This is a genomic window from Rhodococcus cerastii, assembly GCF_033042195.1.
GTDB lineage: Bacteria > Actinomycetota > Actinomycetes > Mycobacteriales > Mycobacteriaceae > Rhodococcoides.
This window is the reverse complement of record NZ_JAWLKF010000002.1, coordinates 12,750-28,180: the sequence shown is the minus strand read 5'-3', so window position 1 is coordinate 28,180 and position 15,431 is coordinate 12,750. Positions and strand designations below refer to the sequence as shown.

Annotated in this window: 17 protein-coding genes; 12 read left to right on the top strand and 5 right to left on the bottom strand. The window is 65.0% G+C overall.

Annotated features, from left to right (window positions below; translation table 11 throughout):
• Positions 1-83 precede the first annotated feature (83 nt).
• Positions 84-710: a TlpA family protein disulfide reductase gene (locus R3P93_RS04380; protein ID WP_032375710.1), complete on the bottom strand. Its 627-nt coding sequence runs from the start codon at positions 708-710 to the stop codon at positions 84-86.
• A gap of 458 nt (positions 711-1,168) precedes the next feature.
• On the opposite strand from R3P93_RS04380, the gene R3P93_RS04375 reads away from it, so the two are divergent.
• Both R3P93_RS04375 and R3P93_RS04370 read left to right on the top strand, forming a co-directional pair.
• Complete coding sequence (locus R3P93_RS04375) at positions 1,169-1,492, top strand: hypothetical protein (RefSeq protein ID WP_149408140.1); 324 nt, start codon at positions 1,169-1,171, stop codon at positions 1,490-1,492.
• 91 nt (positions 1,493-1,583) lie between these two features.
• Positions 1,584-2,348, top strand: a complete 765-nt coding sequence (locus R3P93_RS04370) for a M23 family metallopeptidase (RefSeq protein ID WP_094648452.1) — start codon at positions 1,584-1,586, stop codon at positions 2,346-2,348.
• Positions 2,349-2,549: 201 nt separating this feature from the next.
• Here R3P93_RS04370 and R3P93_RS04365 read toward each other — a convergent pair whose 3' ends face one another.
• A complete protein-coding gene (locus R3P93_RS04365) occupies positions 2,550-3,335 on the bottom strand; it encodes a M23 family metallopeptidase (RefSeq protein WP_243597146.1) in 786 nt (261 codons plus the stop codon).
• 163 nt (positions 3,336-3,498) lie between these two features.
• Positions 3,499-5,064 carry an apolipoprotein N-acyltransferase gene (lnt, locus tag R3P93_RS04360; protein WP_094642697.1) on the bottom strand — a complete coding sequence of 522 codons (1,566 nt, stop codon included), beginning with the start codon at positions 5,062-5,064 and terminating at the stop codon, positions 3,499-3,501.
• Between the two features lie 519 nt (positions 5,065-5,583).
• Between lnt and lpqS the strand changes: the two genes are divergently transcribed.
• From lpqS to R3P93_RS04345, 3 genes are all read left to right on the top strand, one after another.
• Positions 5,584-6,003: a putative copper homeostasis (lipo)protein LpqS gene (gene lpqS, locus R3P93_RS04355; RefSeq protein ID WP_255182256.1), complete on the top strand. Its 420-nt coding sequence runs from the start codon at positions 5,584-5,586 to the stop codon at positions 6,001-6,003.
• 104 nt (positions 6,004-6,107) lie between these two features.
• Positions 6,108-7,238 carry a PLP-dependent cysteine synthase family protein gene (locus tag R3P93_RS04350; protein ID WP_394855253.1) on the top strand — a complete coding sequence of 377 codons (1,131 nt, stop codon included), beginning with the start codon at positions 6,108-6,110 and terminating at the stop codon, positions 7,236-7,238.
• Positions 7,235-8,524: an MFS transporter gene (locus tag R3P93_RS04345; RefSeq protein ID WP_032375707.1), complete on the top strand. Its 1,290-nt coding sequence runs from the start codon at positions 7,235-7,237 to the stop codon at positions 8,522-8,524. The genes R3P93_RS04350 and R3P93_RS04345 overlap by 4 nt, the downstream gene beginning before the upstream one ends.
• A 145-nt stretch (positions 8,525-8,669) precedes the next feature.
• On the opposite strand, the gene R3P93_RS04340 is transcribed toward R3P93_RS04345, so the two are convergent.
• Positions 8,670-8,894, bottom strand: a complete 225-nt coding sequence (locus R3P93_RS04340; RefSeq protein WP_094648397.1) for a DUF4396 domain-containing protein — start codon at positions 8,892-8,894, stop codon at positions 8,670-8,672.
• Between the two features lie 418 nt (positions 8,895-9,312).
• On the opposite strand from R3P93_RS04340, the gene R3P93_RS04335 reads away from it, so the two are divergent.
• The 6 genes from R3P93_RS04335 to R3P93_RS04310 all read left to right on the top strand — a co-directional run bounded on the left by R3P93_RS04335 (position 9,313) and on the right by R3P93_RS04310 (position 13,559).
• Positions 9,313-9,516, top strand: a complete 204-nt coding sequence (locus R3P93_RS04335) for a heavy-metal-associated domain-containing protein (RefSeq protein WP_032375705.1) — start codon at positions 9,313-9,315, stop codon at positions 9,514-9,516.
• A 32-nt stretch (positions 9,517-9,548) separates the two neighbouring features.
• Positions 9,549-9,812, top strand: coding sequence for a hypothetical protein (locus tag R3P93_RS04330; protein ID WP_032375704.1), 264 nt, complete (start codon positions 9,549-9,551; stop codon positions 9,810-9,812).
• Positions 9,813-9,841: 29 nt separating this feature from the next.
• Positions 9,842-12,106, top strand: coding sequence for a heavy metal translocating P-type ATPase (locus tag R3P93_RS04325; protein ID WP_032375703.1), 2,265 nt, complete (start codon positions 9,842-9,844; stop codon positions 12,104-12,106).
• Between the two features lie 108 nt (positions 12,107-12,214).
• The gene (locus tag R3P93_RS04320; RefSeq protein WP_155288777.1) at positions 12,215-12,382 is read left to right on the top strand and encodes a hypothetical protein; all 168 of its coding nucleotides are present in this window, start codon (positions 12,215-12,217) and stop codon (positions 12,380-12,382) included.
• A gap of 23 nt (positions 12,383-12,405) precedes the next feature.
• On the top strand, positions 12,406-12,744 hold the full coding sequence (locus R3P93_RS04315) for a metal-sensitive transcriptional regulator (protein WP_032375786.1): 339 nt from the start codon (positions 12,406-12,408) through the stop codon (positions 12,742-12,744).
• 86 nt (positions 12,745-12,830) lie between these two features.
• Positions 12,831-13,559, top strand: coding sequence for a TVP38/TMEM64 family protein (locus tag R3P93_RS04310; RefSeq protein ID WP_149408139.1), 729 nt, complete (start codon positions 12,831-12,833; stop codon positions 13,557-13,559).
• 16 nt (positions 13,560-13,575) lie between these two features.
• Here the strand turns inward: R3P93_RS04310 and R3P93_RS04305 are convergent, their stop codons facing one another.
• Entirely contained in the window at positions 13,576-14,079 is a 504-nt protein-coding gene (locus R3P93_RS04305) for a hypothetical protein (protein WP_176457804.1), read from the bottom strand.
• A 401-nt stretch (positions 14,080-14,480) separates the two neighbouring features.
• Between R3P93_RS04305 and R3P93_RS04300 the strand changes: the two genes are divergently transcribed.
• A complete protein-coding gene (locus R3P93_RS04300; RefSeq protein WP_032375702.1) occupies positions 14,481-15,428 on the top strand; it encodes an NlpC/P60 family protein in 948 nt (315 codons plus the stop codon).
• Positions 15,429-15,431: the final 3 nt, after the last annotated feature.

Genomic DNA, 15,431 nt, shown 5'->3' with positions numbered 1-15,431 from the left:
TCTGTAGAAGTCCGTCCGCCGGCGGGCGTTCGATCCTCGCCGCGTTGCTGGTGCTGGTGCTCGTGCTCGTGCTCGTGCTGAGATCAGCGCACAAGCGCTGTTACCGCCTCCCGCACCTGACTCGGGTCGTAGAACACCGGCGTCGAGGTGATGCGCTCGATCGTTCCATCGCTCTGGACCAAGAAACTCAGGGGCAGGACAGGGGGCGCGTCAAGTGTCTGCAACGCCGCGTCGGCCTGATCGAACGAGGGATAGTGCACTCCCAGCTCGGTGAGCAGGCTCAATGCCGCATCGGCATCGTCTTGGACGTTGAGACCGACGACCCGAACCGCATCCGGTTCTGCGGCGTACTGGGCCAGAACCGGAATCTCCTGTCTACACGGACCGCACCACGACGCCCAGACATTGAGCAATGTGGGTTGCCCAGCCAGGGAGGTCCCCAGATCGGATAAGTCCGACGTTCCCAAGCATCGTGCGGACGTACCGACGAGCTCGCCAGTTACGGGGGACGGAACCGGCGACGAGGTCGGGCACGGCTCGAGGGCAGCACGGGTAGCGATCACTGCCGACGGGAGATCCTCGTCCTCGACGTGAGGTGCCGATCCTGCGGACCCCACCGACTGGGTCGAGGGATCTCGAGACCACAATGCCAGCGCTCCAACAACTGTCACGATGACGATGATCGCAAGTAGGGACCAGCGTGTCGTCACCCGCTGCACCCTGCACCTCTGTCTCGTTCACCTCGACGATGTCTTCCGGTCTGTCAGCGTCATACTACACGATCTACTATCTTCGATAGTAGCAACGTGGATCCTGCACGCCGTCAACGCTTTCGCGGCCCCCTTCACCCTCGGGCCTCACAGTGCCAGCACACAGCTCTCCGGCCGTTCGCCGAAGACGACCGCCCCCATCGAGGCGCACGATGAAGGCCGTCCAGCGACGCCGAGTCCTTCTGGCGCAGAAGATATTACGTACATGAACCCCGGCTCCCGAGAAACAACCCGACGATCGAAATGGGTCGCAGGGTGCGAATGTTACCGATGTAATTCACTGTGACTGATGGTGCTTGTGCGGAAAGAGTGTAATAGTGATGCGGCGTGTCGCCTTGACTCGAAGGCGACCTGAATTACTGCCAGGTATGCAGTTGCCGTCCAGGAGGACCACCGACATGAGACCTCTACCCTCGTCCTCGTACATGGCGCACCGAACTCGGTGGGGTACTCGCATCCTCGTCGGTACCGCGTTCGTGGGAGGCATCCTCGCGCTGGCACCCACGGCGTCTGCAGCCCCGGACGCCGATCCGGCTGCGCCGCCGCCTGCCTTCCCCGCGCAGGCCCAATCGGACCCGCACGTCCAACAGGAGGTCCTCGATCTCGTCGTCGGCGCACTACGCGAGATTCGCGCCAACGGTGCTCTCGACGACCTGGCCGGCCCACAGAGCCGCATCGTCTCCTGCCTCGTGGGCACGATCGGAGCCAACCGATACAGCTGACGGACCAACGGGAGCCCTTTCGCGACTGATCCCCTGTCTCGCGCCGATCGACGACATCGACCCCACAGTTCTCCCCCGACTGGTGTCGTCGATGGACGTCGCCACACTTGCATCCACACTCGCGGCCGCCGAGACTCCCCACGATCCGGCCACCCCGCACACCTCGTCGCGCGCACATGCGGCGGTCCCACCCGGCAGGTCGAACGCCGAGCCCTCGACCGAACAACCGACCGCCCAAGGCACCCAGGACACTCAGGACCCCGAGTCGGCCGCCGAGTCGGCCGACTCGGCGACGCCCGAACTGCCCGCGCTCGAACCCGACGCCACTGTGCCTGAAACGTCGGCACCCGGCACGTCATCTGAAACAACGACACCCGAAACCACGACACCCGAGGCGGGCGATCATTCGTCGGCCGCCCCGCAATCCCCTACCGGCACAACAGGGTCGAGCAACGGAAAGTATCGTGCGCCGACAACAGGAACGTTGACCTCGACCTTCGGCGACGGCCGCGCCCATCAAGGAATCGACATCGCCAACTCCACCGGTACACCGATCGTCGCCGTTGCGGACGGCGAGGTGATCAGCGCGGGACCGGCCCAGGGCTTCGGACTCTGGGTGCGTATACGCCACGATGACGGCACCGTAACGACCTACGGGCACAACAACGACAACCTCGTGACCGTAGGTCAACGCGTCACTGCTGGTGAAGAAATTGCGACGGTAGGAAACCGGGGTATCTCCACCGGTCCACATCTGCACTTCGAGGTCGACACACCCGCCGGCAACAAGGTCGACCCCAGACCCTGGCTCGCGGAACGCGGAGCCACCATCACCGGTTCGGATCGTGACTCGTAGCCGAGCCTCGACCGCACGGCCCGCCGATGGGAACGAATTCCGCACTGTTGCACTGACTTCGGATGCGTCTCTGCGGTCTCGTTTTCACCATCAGACCTGAACCCTCGGTGCCTCGACATGTTCAGCGGGAGCGCAGTACGATCGCCCGCATTCCGGTAAGTTCGCCGTACCTACTGCGAGCCCGAGAGGTGAAACGGGGGCCTACGACCGAACAGCCGCGTCGGACAGCGCGACACCCCGAGAGGCGAGCCACTCCTGAGGATCGACCTTGCTCCCCGCCGCGTCGACGACCTCGAAATGCAGGTGAGGCCCGGTCGATTGGCCACGATTGCCGACGGTGGCGATCTGCTCACCGGCTTGTACTCGTTGCCCCACTGTCACCAAGGTTTGATCGATGTGCCCGTAGACCGTTGTCGTTCCATCGTCATGTTGAAGACGTACCCAGAGGCCGAATCCGTCTGCAGGACCGGAGTCGAGCACGGTAGCGTCGGCTGCCGCGTAGACGGGAGTTCCGATAGCGTTGGCGATGTCGAGCCCGGTGTGCGTAGTCCCCCATCGTGGACCGAAATCCGAGGTCAGGGTCCCGGCGACCGGACGAACGACGAGTGGTCGCAGCGCCGCTGCATCACGCGCAGCGCTCTCCTCTGCCCTTCGTTGTCCCTTCGCCAACTGCTCGATCGCATCGTTGATATTGGAGATCTCCGGTATGGCGAGGATCTGAGGCAAGTATTCGGCCACCGGGTCCTGCATCGGTGTCGCTTCGTGCACGGGGACTGCCTGCGCCTGTGCGGGACTCGCATATTGGGCACCCGCCGTGACCAGAGCGCCCGCTGCCACCGCAATACCGACAGCGACACTGCCGCGGCGCTCGGTGGCGCGCGCCCGAGCGCGATGCCGCCCTCTCGGCGTCACCGCCACTCCCTGCACGTCACAGTCCATCAACTGTCGACGTCGGTCGGTCATGCGGGTCATACGGTGTTGTGCCACAGCAGAGTCCTCGGAAATCGAATGGAGCGAGGCGTAATCATCGACGTGCGCACCTCACTGATGTATCGAACGGATCACGACGCGATAACGAAAAGATACACGACGAGTGGGGTAATTACTATCATGGTTAGTAGTTCGATGTCCCCCGCAGTGGTTTCGTGCCTCACAGCGCGGTAGCACCGGACGTCGACGGTCGGAGACCATCGGCCGGCGAACGCTGCCTTCTCCATGCGAGAGCACACCCCACGACAGCAAGAACGACCGCGGCGTACTCCGGAAGCGGTCCCAGCTTTGTCGCCCACGTCGATCTCGTTTCCAGGGCAACATCAGCGACCAACGTCTGCGCAGTGAACAAGCCCGAACGATCTGCGACCTTCCCCTGTGGGTCGATGACGGCACTGACCCCACTGGTCGCCGCAACGAGAACAGTCCTGTTGTGCTCGACCGCCCGCAGCCGCGACATCGCCAACTGCTGGTAGGTCATGTCGGTGCGCCCGAACGTCGCATTGTTGGTGGGGACCGTGATCAGCTGCGCCCCCGCACGCACGGACTCAGTGACCAGGTCATCGAACGCGACCTCGTAACACGTGGCGACGGCCGTCGGAATTCCGGCGATATCGACGACACCGTCGCCCGACCCGGGAACGAAGTTACCGGCCTGCGAGGCGTACGAGGACAACGCCGTCATCACAGATCGCATCGGGAGATACTCTCCGAAAGGAACAAGTTTGCGTTTGTCGTGTCGCTCCCCCGGTCCGAGTACCGGATCCCACACGATCGAGGTATTCGTCGAGGTGCCGTCGTCGTTGCCAAGGACCGCACCGACCAGAATCGGCACCCCGACCGACCGCGCTGCAGCGTCGATCCCGGCAGTGGCGTCGGCATTGCGCAGCGGATCGATATCGGATGCATTCTCCGGCCAGATCACCAGGTCGGGAGCGGGCACACTGCCGACGGTGATGTCGTCCCCGAGTTGCCTTGTTCGCTCGATGTGATTGTCGAGAACTGCTCGACGTTGCGAGTTGAAGTCCAGACCCAACCGCGGAACGTTGCCTTGCACAACGGCGACCGTCGCACGCGCTGCGCCTGCGTCGCCAGCGGGAGTGAGCGCGAAAGCCAGAGCTGGCACGATCACTACAGTGGCCACCGATCCGACTGCGAATCGCGACGTCGGCGAGCGTACCTGGCGGACCACACTTGCCAGTGCCGCGCCGATCACTGCGACTGCGAAAGATACACCGGGCGCACCGGCGAACGCGGCAAGCGAGAGCAGAGGGCCGTCTGCTTGGGCGAAAGCTAATCTCCCCCACGGAAATCCCCCGAACGGAATCCGTGCGCGCAGACCTTCGGTGGCGGTCCAGATCGCGGCGATCCACAGCGCTTCGAAGCGCAACCCGGACACTGCGGCCGCTGCAGCGCAGAACAGTGCCACTGCTATCGCTTGGATCGCCGCGAGCGCCAGCCACGGCGGGGCGCCGACGTAGACGCCCACCCAGGGCAGAAGGGGCAGAAAGAACGCAAGCCCCGACAGATACCCATAGAAGAATGCCGCCCGGATAGAACGGCCGCGGATGACGAGAACAAGAACCCCGATACCCAGCGGCGCGAGGAACCACAGCGACCGAGGTGGAAAGCCCGCGTACAACAGCACACCAGCAGATACCGCGGACGATGACCTGCCTGCTATCGCGGTGAACGCACGACGTCGGGTTCGTCGGTGACGGTTCATTGTTGTTGCGCTGGACTCGATATCGAGCATGCCTGCATGGCTCTTTTCTCATGTACGGCATAGCGCCACCTGACCACCCTCGGTTGCTACTATGCACGATAGTAGTAACAGCGGTGAGCCCGGACCGGCTCCCCCGCCGACACCGCGCCTCTGCGACGTCGATGCATACCCCGGGATATCGACCGCGCACCTTCGCTGTGCCCTTTCTTCTTCGCGGTGCCCTTCGTGGCCGGGCATCGACCGGTGCACGGACCACCCTCGGCTCGCACAAGATGCGTGCTGGACCCCGGGATGGAGACTGGCTTCTACCGCGCCGCAGCACGCCGACATATGCGGGTGCATCTGCTCTGGCGGCCATCATGATCACCGCCCCGATCGTCCTGGCCGTGTTCGACGTGACCAGAAACATGTGGTGCCTGCGGGCGGGCGGTGTGACCGCCCGATTCGGCGGCGGCACATCAGGGGCACCCTGAATGGGTTTGGGCCAACCCAGTTTCCGGCTGCTACCGTCGAGGCGTTGTGAGAATCTCTGTGCTGGGCCCGCCGCGCCTGCGGACGGTTATCGCAGTCGCCGCTGTCCTGTATTTGTTGGCTCACACCATCGCTCAATGCGGCATCGCCTGGGAACAGGACCATCACAGCGACGGCGTACACATCGTTTCGTCCTCGTCTCAGGCCGCCGCGGAACTCTCCCCGAACCACGCGCACATCGACGTCGGATCGCCCCACATGGCGCACGATACGAACACCGTCATCGCAATGCCCCGATCCGACAACCCGCCCCGCCCATCGACCATCGCCGCGGTCGCCGCGATGGCCTTCGATGTGGTGTTGGTGGCGATGTCTGCCCCGCGCATTTCGCGAGCCCCACCGGATCTACCCATTCCGATCCGGCACGGCCGAACCGTCTTGAACGAACTCTGTATCAACAGGTGCTGATCAGCAGCCCGCGGGCCATCCGAGGACTCCTCTTCTCATGGCCCAGTTCGTGCTGCCCATCACTCACTTACTGCGCCCTCGCAGGTCACATACAGGGATTACTCATGAACTGTGCTGTTCGCTCCACACTCGTGCCACCGTCCTCCGCCGGCCACATGTTGGCGACCGCCAAGAACTGCCCGGAACCGAGCACGATGGTCGGCAACACTCCTGTTCTGTGGATCGGTGAACCGTTCGCGGACTCCGGCCGCGGTTTCTGGGCGAAACTCGAAGGCAGCAATCCCGGTGGGATGAAAGACCGCCCCGCGCTGCACATGGTCGAGAAAGCAAAGGCCCGCGGCGACCTCGCTCCCGGTTCGATGATCATCGAATCCACCAGCGGCACCCTCGGCCTGGGTTTGGCCCTGGCCGGGATCACCCATCACCACCCCGTCACCCTCGTCACCGACCCGGGACTGGAACCGATCGTGCACCGGATGCTCGCCGCGTACGGTGCCCGCGTCGAACTGGTCACCACACCGCACCCCGACGGCGGCTGGCAGCAGGCCCGGCGTGAGAAGGTCCGTGAGCTCCTCGATACACATCCAGGGTCGTGGTGCCCGGATCAGTACACCAACCCGGACAATGTCGAGGCGTACGAGTCGCTCGCTCACGAACTCATCGCCCAGCTCGGACGCGTCGACACCTTGGTTTGCTCGGTGGGCACCGGAGGGCACTCCGCCGGGGTGGCCCGGGTGCTCCGGCAGTTCTGCCCCGACCTGAAACTGGTCGGTGTCGACACCATCGGATCGACGATCTTCGGGCAACCCGCCAGCACTCGGCTCATGCGCGGGTTGGGTTCGAGCATCTATCCCGACAACATCGACTATCCCGCCTTCGACGAGGTGCACTGGGTGGCCCCGCACGAAGCGGTGTGGTCGTGCCGCACCCTGGCGGCGACGCACCACGCCAGCGGCGGCTGGAGCGTCGGGGCCGTCGCCCTCGCGGCCGGCTGGATCGCTCGCACCAGCCCGCCGGAGACCCGGGTCGCGGCCGTCTTCCCCGACGGACCGCAGCGCTACTTCGACACCATCTACAACGACGACTACTGCACCGAGCACGGCCTGCTCGACGTTGACCCGCCGACCGAGCCGACGACCATCGCCCACCCCACCGATGAGACTGTGACGTCGTGGACGCGGTGCGCCACCGTCGTCGATCCCACCGTCGTCGATCCCACCGAGAGCGTTCGATGAAAACTTTTCTGACCAAGTTCCGTAGCTTCGACCGGCCCAGCCAGGTGTTGATGGTCAACCAGTTCTCCATCAACGTCGGTTTCTACATGCTGATGCCGTACCTGGCCGGGTATCTGGCCGGTTCCCTGGGCCTGGCGGCGTGGGCGGTCGGGCTGGTGCTGGGGATGCGGAACTTCTCCCAGCAAGGGATGTTCCTGCTCGGCGGCACCCTCGCCGACCGCCTCGGATACAAACCCCTGATCGTCGCCGGCTGCCTGCTGCGAGTTGCCGGTTTCGTACTGCTCGCGGCCGTGGAATCGCTGCCGGCGATCCTGCTCGCCTCGGCCGCGACCGGGTTCGCCGGTGCGCTGTTCAACCCGGCCGTGCGGGCGTATCTGGCCGCCGACGCAGGGCCACGGCGGGTCGAGGCGTTCGCGGTGTTCAACGTGTTCTATCAGGCCGGGATTCTGCTGGGCCCGTTGATCGGTCTCGCTCTGACCACCCTCGACTTCCGAGTCACCTCACTGGCAGCGGCCGCGATTTTTGCTGTTCTGACGATCGTGCAGATTTGGACGCTCCCCGCGCACCGGGCCGAGACGACCGGGGCCACGACATCGGTACTCGAGGACTGGCGGGTGGTGATGGCCAACCGACCCTTCGTGCTGTTCGCGCTGGCGATGATCGGATCCTACGTGCTTTCGTTCCAGATCTATCTTGCGCTGCCGCTGCAGGCTGCGGTGGTAGTCGGTAACGGCAGGTCCGACACCGCTCTGGTGACCTCGTTGTTCGTGGTCTCCGGCGTGGTCGCGATCGCCGGGCAGTTCCGGATCACGTCCTGGTTGTCCCGCAGGTGGGGTTCGGGGCGAAGCGTGGTGGTCGGTATGGCAATCATGGCGCTGGCGTTCCTCCCGCTGATCGTGCTGCCGAGCCCGGCCGCGCTGGGCGGGTGGGCCGCCGCCGGTGCCCTGGTGTTCACCGCTGCACTGTTGGCGGTCGGCACCGCCGCGGTGTTTCCGTTCGAGATGGACACGGTGGTGACCCTGTCGGGCGGGAAGCTGGTGGCCACCCATTACGGGTTCTACAACACCATCGTCGGGGTCGGCATCCTGCTCGGCAACCTGGGTACAGGAGCCGTCTTCGGGCTTCTCAGCGACGCGCATCTGGGTGCACTGATCTGGGCGATACTGACCCTGGTCGGGGCGGCATCTGTGGCCGCTCTCTATGCGCTCGATCGATCCGACCGGCTCACCCCACCCCCCACCGAGACCACGGTGACCGAAAGCGGCGAGGTACCGGCCACCGGCTAGCGGCAGTGCACGCCGAGAAGTGGCCTGCATTGCCCACACCCTAGACCTCGACGATGGTTGCCGAACAGAGGGTGTGACGCGGCACCGTTCACGACTATCCACCGACCGGTGGCCCGCATTCACACGAATGCGGGCCACCCACGCCTCAGGCGGGGGTGTTGCGGTGACGTTGGAGGCGACGGACGACGGGGTAACCCGTGACCACCCCGAGGACGATACCGATTTGCATGAGCATCCAGAACGCAGCGTCGGTGGCCGGTGGCATGGTCTCGGTGTAGTACAGCAGCAGCATCCAGCCACCCATCCCGAGGTCGAACGCCAGTACGGTCAGTGCAGCGACGCCGAGCGCAGCCACGACAGAACGCCGAATGGATTGCCTGCGTACCGACTACCGGTGTGATGGCCGAACGCTCGTATACGAAGAGCATGATCGTGGCCAGTATGGCGATGACGATGATCATCACCCAAAGAACACTCTGTCCGCACGAGATTCGACGTCGGCAAGGACGGAAGCGACATCATCGAGAAGATTGTGGGCATCTCTGCGCGCGCGTAATCCGCGTTCGTAGTAGCCGGAGTCGAGGACGCCCGCCGATGCAGGCTCTGGTGCGACGTTCGATTCTGGGTGCCGCTCCCGCATCCGAGGGCGGTGTTCCGGTCAGTGCCCAGGGTCATGCCGTAGCACCGGTGCGGCACATCTCGTTGCATACCGTAGGGGGGTATGGTAAATCTGTAAGTGGGTCGCGACGACCTCGATCACATTCCGAATCGAAGAAAGAAGGGCATCGATGAACACCACCGTCACCGTCACCGGAATGACCTGCGGGCACTGCGTCTCCTCGGTCCGAGAGGAGATCAGCGGCATCCCCGGTGTGACCGCCGTGAATGTCGACCTCGCGAGCGGCCGAGTCGATATCGACTCGGACACCCCGATCGAGCAGACGGCCATCGCCCACGCAGTCGACGAGGCCGGCTACCAGCTCGCCTCCTGATCGACACCAGACCCGGACAGGAGATTCGCACGATGAACGCATCATCGAAGTTCGTCGGATTCACCATCGCCCTAGCCGCGGTCTTCGGGCTCGCCTTCGGAGCCGGGGACGCCTTCGGCCCCGAAGGTGCCGCACCACCCGACACACACGACACCTCGACTCACGACGCCGCCGCGGTGTCCACTGCGGGCGGGCCCGTCGCCAATCAGAGACCTGGAGGATTGATGGTCACCGACAGCAGATACGCCGCGGTGCCCGCCGCCTCGGAGCCGATGCCCGCCGGGCACGGACACTGACACACCACCACACCCCGAGAGGAGCGACGATGAATCCCGTCACGCACCACCCCACCGCCGACGGCCGGGTCGAACTCGACATCAGTGGTATGACCTGCGCCTCCTGCGCGAACCGGATCGAGAAAAAGCTCAACAAGCTCGACGGTGTCACCGCGACGGTGAACTACGCCACCGAAAAAGCACGCGTCGACTACGTCGGTGATGTCTCGACCGAGGATCTCGTGGGCACCGTCGAGCAGGCCGGCTACACCGCCACGGTCCCCGCGCCCGCCGCCTCCTCCACCGACCCCGACGCGGCCGGGCCAGCCGAGATCGACCCCACCGCCTCGCTGCGCCAACGCCTGCTCATATCGCTGGTGCTCAGCGTGCCGGTGATCGCGATGGCCATGGTTCCGGTACTGCAGTTCACCAACTGGCAGTGGCTTTCCCTGACCCTCGCCGCACCCGTGGTGGTGTGGGGGGCATGGCCGTTCCACAAGGCCGCCTTCACCAATCTGCGGCACGCCACCTCAACGATGGACACCCTGATCTCGATGGGCACCATCGCAGCACTGGGGTGGTCGTTGTATGCCCTGTTCTGGGGCACCGCCGGAACGGCCGGCATGACACACCCGTTCGAGCTGACCATCTCCCGCTCCGACGGGGCCGGCAACATCTACCTCGAGGCCGCAGCCGGAGTCACCACCTTCATCCTCGCCGGCCGCTACTTCGAAGCACGCTCCAAGCGACGCGCCGGTGCCGCCCTGCGTGCCCTGCTCGAGCTCGGTGCCAAGGAAGTCTCCGTCCTGCGCGAGGGTGTCGAACAGCGCATCCCCACCGATCAACTCATCGTCGGTGACGAGTTCGTCGTCCGCCCCGGGGAGAAGATCGCCACCGACGGCGTGGTCGCCGACGGCTCTTCCGCGGTCGACAATTCGATGTTGACCGGCGAATCCGTGCCCGTCGAGGTAGGACCCGATGATCTGGTCGTCGGCGCGACGGTCAATGTCGGTGGCCGAATCGTGGTCCGGGCGACCCGCATCGGCTCGGACACCCAGCTCGCACAGATGGCGAAACTCGTCGAAGACGCTCAGACCGGTAAAGCCCAAGCTCAGCGTCTGGCCGACAAGATCTCCGGAGTCTTCGTCCCGATCGTGATCGCCCTTGCCGCGGCGACACTCGGCTTCTGGATCGGCACCGGCGGTGGGATCGCGGCCGCGTTCACCGCAGCCGTCGCCGTCCTGATCATCGCCTGCCCGTGTGCCCTCGGCCTGGCCACCCCGACCGCGCTGATGGTCGGCACCGGCCGCGGCGCTCAGCTCGGCATCCTGATCAAGGGTCCCGAAGTGCTCGAATCGACCCGCCGTGTCGACACCGTGGTACTCGACAAGACCGGCACCGTCACCACCGGCAAGATGACTCTGCTCGACGTGATCACCGCCGACGGCGAGGACACCGCGCAGGTGCTGCGCCTGGCCGGTGCACTCGAAGATTCGTCCGAGCACCCCATCGCCCAGGCCATCGCCAAAGGTGCCCGCGAGAAGGTCGGAGCCCTGCCACCGGTGGAGCAGTTTATAAATATCGAAGGCCTCGGGGTGCAGGGCATAGTCGACGACCACGCAATGATCGTCGGACGGGCCCGCCTCCTCGCCGACCGGGCGCAGCAGCTGCCGGACGAACTCGAAAGTGCGATGCGTGCAGCCGAATCCGAGGGCAAGACCGCCGTCGCAGTCGGTTGGGACGGTCGGGCTCGCGGAGTACTGGTCGTCGCCGACGCGGTCAAACCCACCTCCGCCGAGGCGATCGAGCAGCTGCGGGGCCTGGGTTTGACGCCGATCATGCTCACCGGCGACAACGCAGCCGCCGCGCGTGCCATCGCCGACCAGGTCGGCATCCACGAAGTGATCGCGGAGGTGCTGCCCGCAGACAAGGTGGACGTCGTCAAAAGGCTGCAGGAGCAGGGCAAGGTAGTGGCGATGGTCGGCGACGGCGTGAACGACGCCGCCGCGTTGGCGCAGGCCGACCTCGGTCTGGCGATGGGCACCGGTACCGACGTTGCGATCGAAGCCAGCGATCTGACGTTGGTGCGCGGTGATCTGCGCGCAGCAGCGGATGCTATCCGCCTGTCCCGCCGAACGTTGGGCACCATCAAGGGCAACTTGTTCTGGGCGTTCGCCTACAACGTGGCCGCCCTCCCCTTGGCTGCGGCCGGGCTGCTCAATCCGATGCTGGCCGGTGCAGCGATGGCGTTCTCGTCGGTGTTCGTGGTCAGCAACAGCTTGCGGTTGCGCCGGTTCAAGTCCCTCACCGGATAACCGCGCGGGTAGAACAAGCACCCAAAAGGCTGGGGTGGGCGTGGCATGCAGGCGCGCCACCCCACCCCACCGCTACAACCCCGATGCAGCCTACGAAAGGAGAGGGCCATGTCCTTCGTGACAACGACCTTGGTGCAGATCACCCGGCACCCGGCGACCCGAGCGGTGGCCCGCTGCGCGGTGATGTGCGCTGCGGCGGCGGCCCAGCGACGACTCGACGGACCGACCCTCTCGCGCCATACCCCGGGCGGGCATAATCGAGGATGCTCGGCATGACACTCGGATTCCAGGAGGACACCATGGCCACTCCCGCGGCCGCGCAGGCACCCGCCGAGACCGACGGCCATGATCACGCCGCGCACGGCTACATCACCGAAAAGGACGCCTACCTCAAACGCCTCAAGCGCATCGAAGGCCAGGCCCGAGGACTGCAGCGCATGGTCGAGGAAGACAAGTACTGCATCGACATCCTCACCCAGGTCTCGGCGATGACCAAAGCCTTGCAGGCGGTGGCCATGGGCCTGCTCGAAGCTCACATCAGCCACTGCGTGGTCGACGCCGCCATCGCCGGCGGTCCCCAAGCCGACGCGAAGATCAAAGAGGCCACCGACGCGATCTCACGGCTCGTCCGCTCCTGAGCACCGGCAGTGCGAAGCCATTCCTCGCCGTCCACTCCCGCGTGCTTGTCGGAAACCTCGGCGAGGCGGCGCAGGCAGAGACCGTCATGACCGAAACCGTATCGGCGATTCTGCGCGATCGCCGAGTCCTCGCCACCGTGGCAGCGCTGGCAATACTGGCAGTGGCTGCCGCCCTCGTACCCCGCCCGTCGATCATTGTGGTGCGCGAGTGGGCGGAGTCGATGGGCCCGTCGTTCGTGGTGGTGTTCTTTCTGACCCAGGCGGTGTTGACGATTGCCCCGGTACCGCGCACGGTGTTCACCCTCAGCGCCGGACTGTTGTTCGGTCCCGCCACCGGGGTCGCCGTCACGATCGCCGCCACAACTGTCAGCGCTGTGCTGGCGTTGCTGCTGGTGCGCGCGCTCGGGCGCACCGCGGTGCAGGAGCGGCTGACGAATCCTGCGGTCAAGTCCATCGATGCCCGGTTGGCTCGGCGGGGGTGGCTGGCCGTCGGGTCCTTGCGGCTCATTGCCCCGGCACCGTTCGCCCTGGTCAACTACTGCTCCGGACTCTCCGCGGTGCGCCTGCTGCCCTACACGACGGCCACTGTCGTGGGGATTCTGCCCGGTACGATCGCCGCGGTGCTGTTCGGGGACGCTTTGACCGGGCGAACGAATCCGGCATTGATAGTGGTGACGTCGGCCTGCGTGGCCGCCGGGGTGGCAGGATTGCTGGCCGACGCCCGCCTGCCGATGTCGCAGGCACAGCCCAACACCGCAGATGGCGCATCGAGAAGCGGTCGCCTTCGTCGTCTGTTGCTGCCGGACCGCGGATAGGACGTGGCGAGAAATCCTACAATTTTGCTGCGCCTGCACCGCCAAAGCCAGCGGAGTTGCCGAACTCCTGACCTACGCGAGAAGTAGGGCACGCGCGTTCCCCGCGGATTCGCAGTCGAAGAGCCCACACCATCACCCCCACCGACATCACTCCGATTACGGGCTGCACGGGTGCCCATAGATCCAGAGCACCGCTCACCCCGACCGCCACCACTACCAGTTTGTTGCATATCGGACATCCGACTGCCAACAACGACAACGCATTCGCACTGACCCCTACACGGGAAGAAACCGACGACGCCAGCCCAGTGCTCACGTATGTCGCAAGAATGAGGCCACTGAGAACTGCGGTGGCAATCCACACCGGATAGTTCCACCACAACACCGGGGTCATTCGAACGTAGAACGCAGTGTGGATGATCCCGGTGGGGATCGCCACGACCAGCGCGGCCACCGTCGCGCCCAGTAACGCGGCCACCCAACGCCGCGCCGGCCAGTCACGCATCGTCACAGTCGTCATCCCTCTCCCGGTCAGCGGATACCACCCCACCATCTACTATGAATGATAGTAGTTTGCAGGTGCGGTGAGTCGGCGTCAATCGACGCCGACTCGCCGCCCATACGGCACAGGCGTCGAGCGTCGACGCGAGCCTCAGCCGACCGTGAGGAACCGTCTACGACTGCCGATACCCGACAATGGTGACCGGCGAGGCCGGACACAGTCCCATGCGGCTCTCGCCGCGCTCCGTTTCCTTCGCTGGTGACGCAGGGAACCCACACCGACCCCAGAGGATTTCTTCTGTGCATTCTTTTTCAGGCCCGACGCGGCGTGTCCGCGCTACCCTGATCGCCTCGATCATCGTTGTTGCCGCGGCATTTTCGGTAAATGCTCCAGCTTCGGCGGACCCTGCTGCACCCCCGGTGAACGCATCCGAAGCCGTACGACAACTCGCTGAACTCAATGCGACCGCCTTCACTCTCACCGAGAGCATGTACGCCGCGCAGGACACCCTCGATCGTCGCCGCGGCGAACTGAGTACCGCAGTTCAATTCGCCCACGAGACCTCGGCGGCGGCTCGGGAAGCCGAAGTGGCCGCATCTGCCAACCGTCGAGCACTGGCCACAGCTGTCGACGCCGCGTACAAAGGTGTACCGCAATCCCCTCTCGGGGCCGTTCTGGTCGCGGACAGCCCACAGCAACTACTCGATCAGATGGTGTTGTTGGACCGGATCCTCGCCGATCGAGCCGCTGCACTCGCCGACTCGACACAGATCGACGACGAAGCGCGAGACCAGCTCGAACAAGCCCGGCAAGCACAGGCGTCCGCTGCGGTAGCCGAGGCGGACGCCGCACGTACACAACGCGACCTCGAGCAACGCCAGACCGACCTGGCCGATCAGATCGCCAAAATCACCGACCAATTCGCCGCCCTCACCGATGCGGATCGAGCTGCCATCGTCAGCCCCGGCACCACGAATCCTTCCGAGCTACCCGCCGCCGTCTCGGCTGCGAGTGGAACATCAGCGGAGGCGATGCGCATCGCCCTCGACCAACTCGGCAAACCCTATTCCTGGGGAGCTACCGGGCCGGGGTCCTTCGATTGCTCCGGACTGATCTACTTCGCCTACAAACAACTGGGACTGACCGTTCCACGCGTGGCCGCAGACCAAGCACGAGCGGGCACACCTGTCTCCCGCGAATCAGTGCAACCGGGTGACTTCATCTCTCTCTACTCACCGATCGGACACATCGGGATCTACATCGGCGACGGGAAATACGTCAACGCCCCCACCGGCGGCGACGTCGTCAAAGTCGCGCCCGTTCCCTGGGATGAAGTGACCGCAATCAACCGGCCCATCGCCACCTGATTC

Coding starts and splice junctions, on each gene's coding strand:
- R3P93_RS04375 (WP_149408140.1), top strand. CDS start 1,169: ATGAGACCTCTACCCTCGTCCTCGTACATGGCGCACCGAACTCGGTGG.
- R3P93_RS04370 (WP_094648452.1), top strand. CDS start 1,584: ATGGACGTCGCCACACTTGCATCCACACTCGCGGCCGCCGAGACTCCC.
- lnt (WP_094642697.1), bottom strand. CDS start 5,064: ATGAACCGTCACCGACGAACCCGACGTCGTGCGTTCACCGCGATAGCA.
- R3P93_RS04350 (WP_394855253.1), top strand. CDS start 6,108: ATGAACTGTGCTGTTCGCTCCACACTCGTGCCACCGTCCTCCGCCGGC.
- R3P93_RS04345 (WP_032375707.1), top strand. CDS start 7,235: ATGAAAACTTTTCTGACCAAGTTCCGTAGCTTCGACCGGCCCAGCCAG.
- R3P93_RS04335 (WP_032375705.1), top strand. CDS start 9,313: ATGAACACCACCGTCACCGTCACCGGAATGACCTGCGGGCACTGCGTC.
- R3P93_RS04330 (WP_032375704.1), top strand. CDS start 9,549: ATGAACGCATCATCGAAGTTCGTCGGATTCACCATCGCCCTAGCCGCG.
- R3P93_RS04325 (WP_032375703.1), top strand. CDS start 9,842: ATGAATCCCGTCACGCACCACCCCACCGCCGACGGCCGGGTCGAACTC.
- R3P93_RS04320 (WP_155288777.1), top strand. CDS start 12,215: ATGTCCTTCGTGACAACGACCTTGGTGCAGATCACCCGGCACCCGGCG.
- R3P93_RS04315 (WP_032375786.1), top strand. CDS start 12,406: ATGGCCACTCCCGCGGCCGCGCAGGCACCCGCCGAGACCGACGGCCAT.
- R3P93_RS04310 (WP_149408139.1), top strand. CDS start 12,831: ATGACCGAAACCGTATCGGCGATTCTGCGCGATCGCCGAGTCCTCGCC.
- R3P93_RS04305 (WP_176457804.1), bottom strand. CDS start 14,079: ATGACGACTGTGACGATGCGTGACTGGCCGGCGCGGCGTTGGGTGGCC.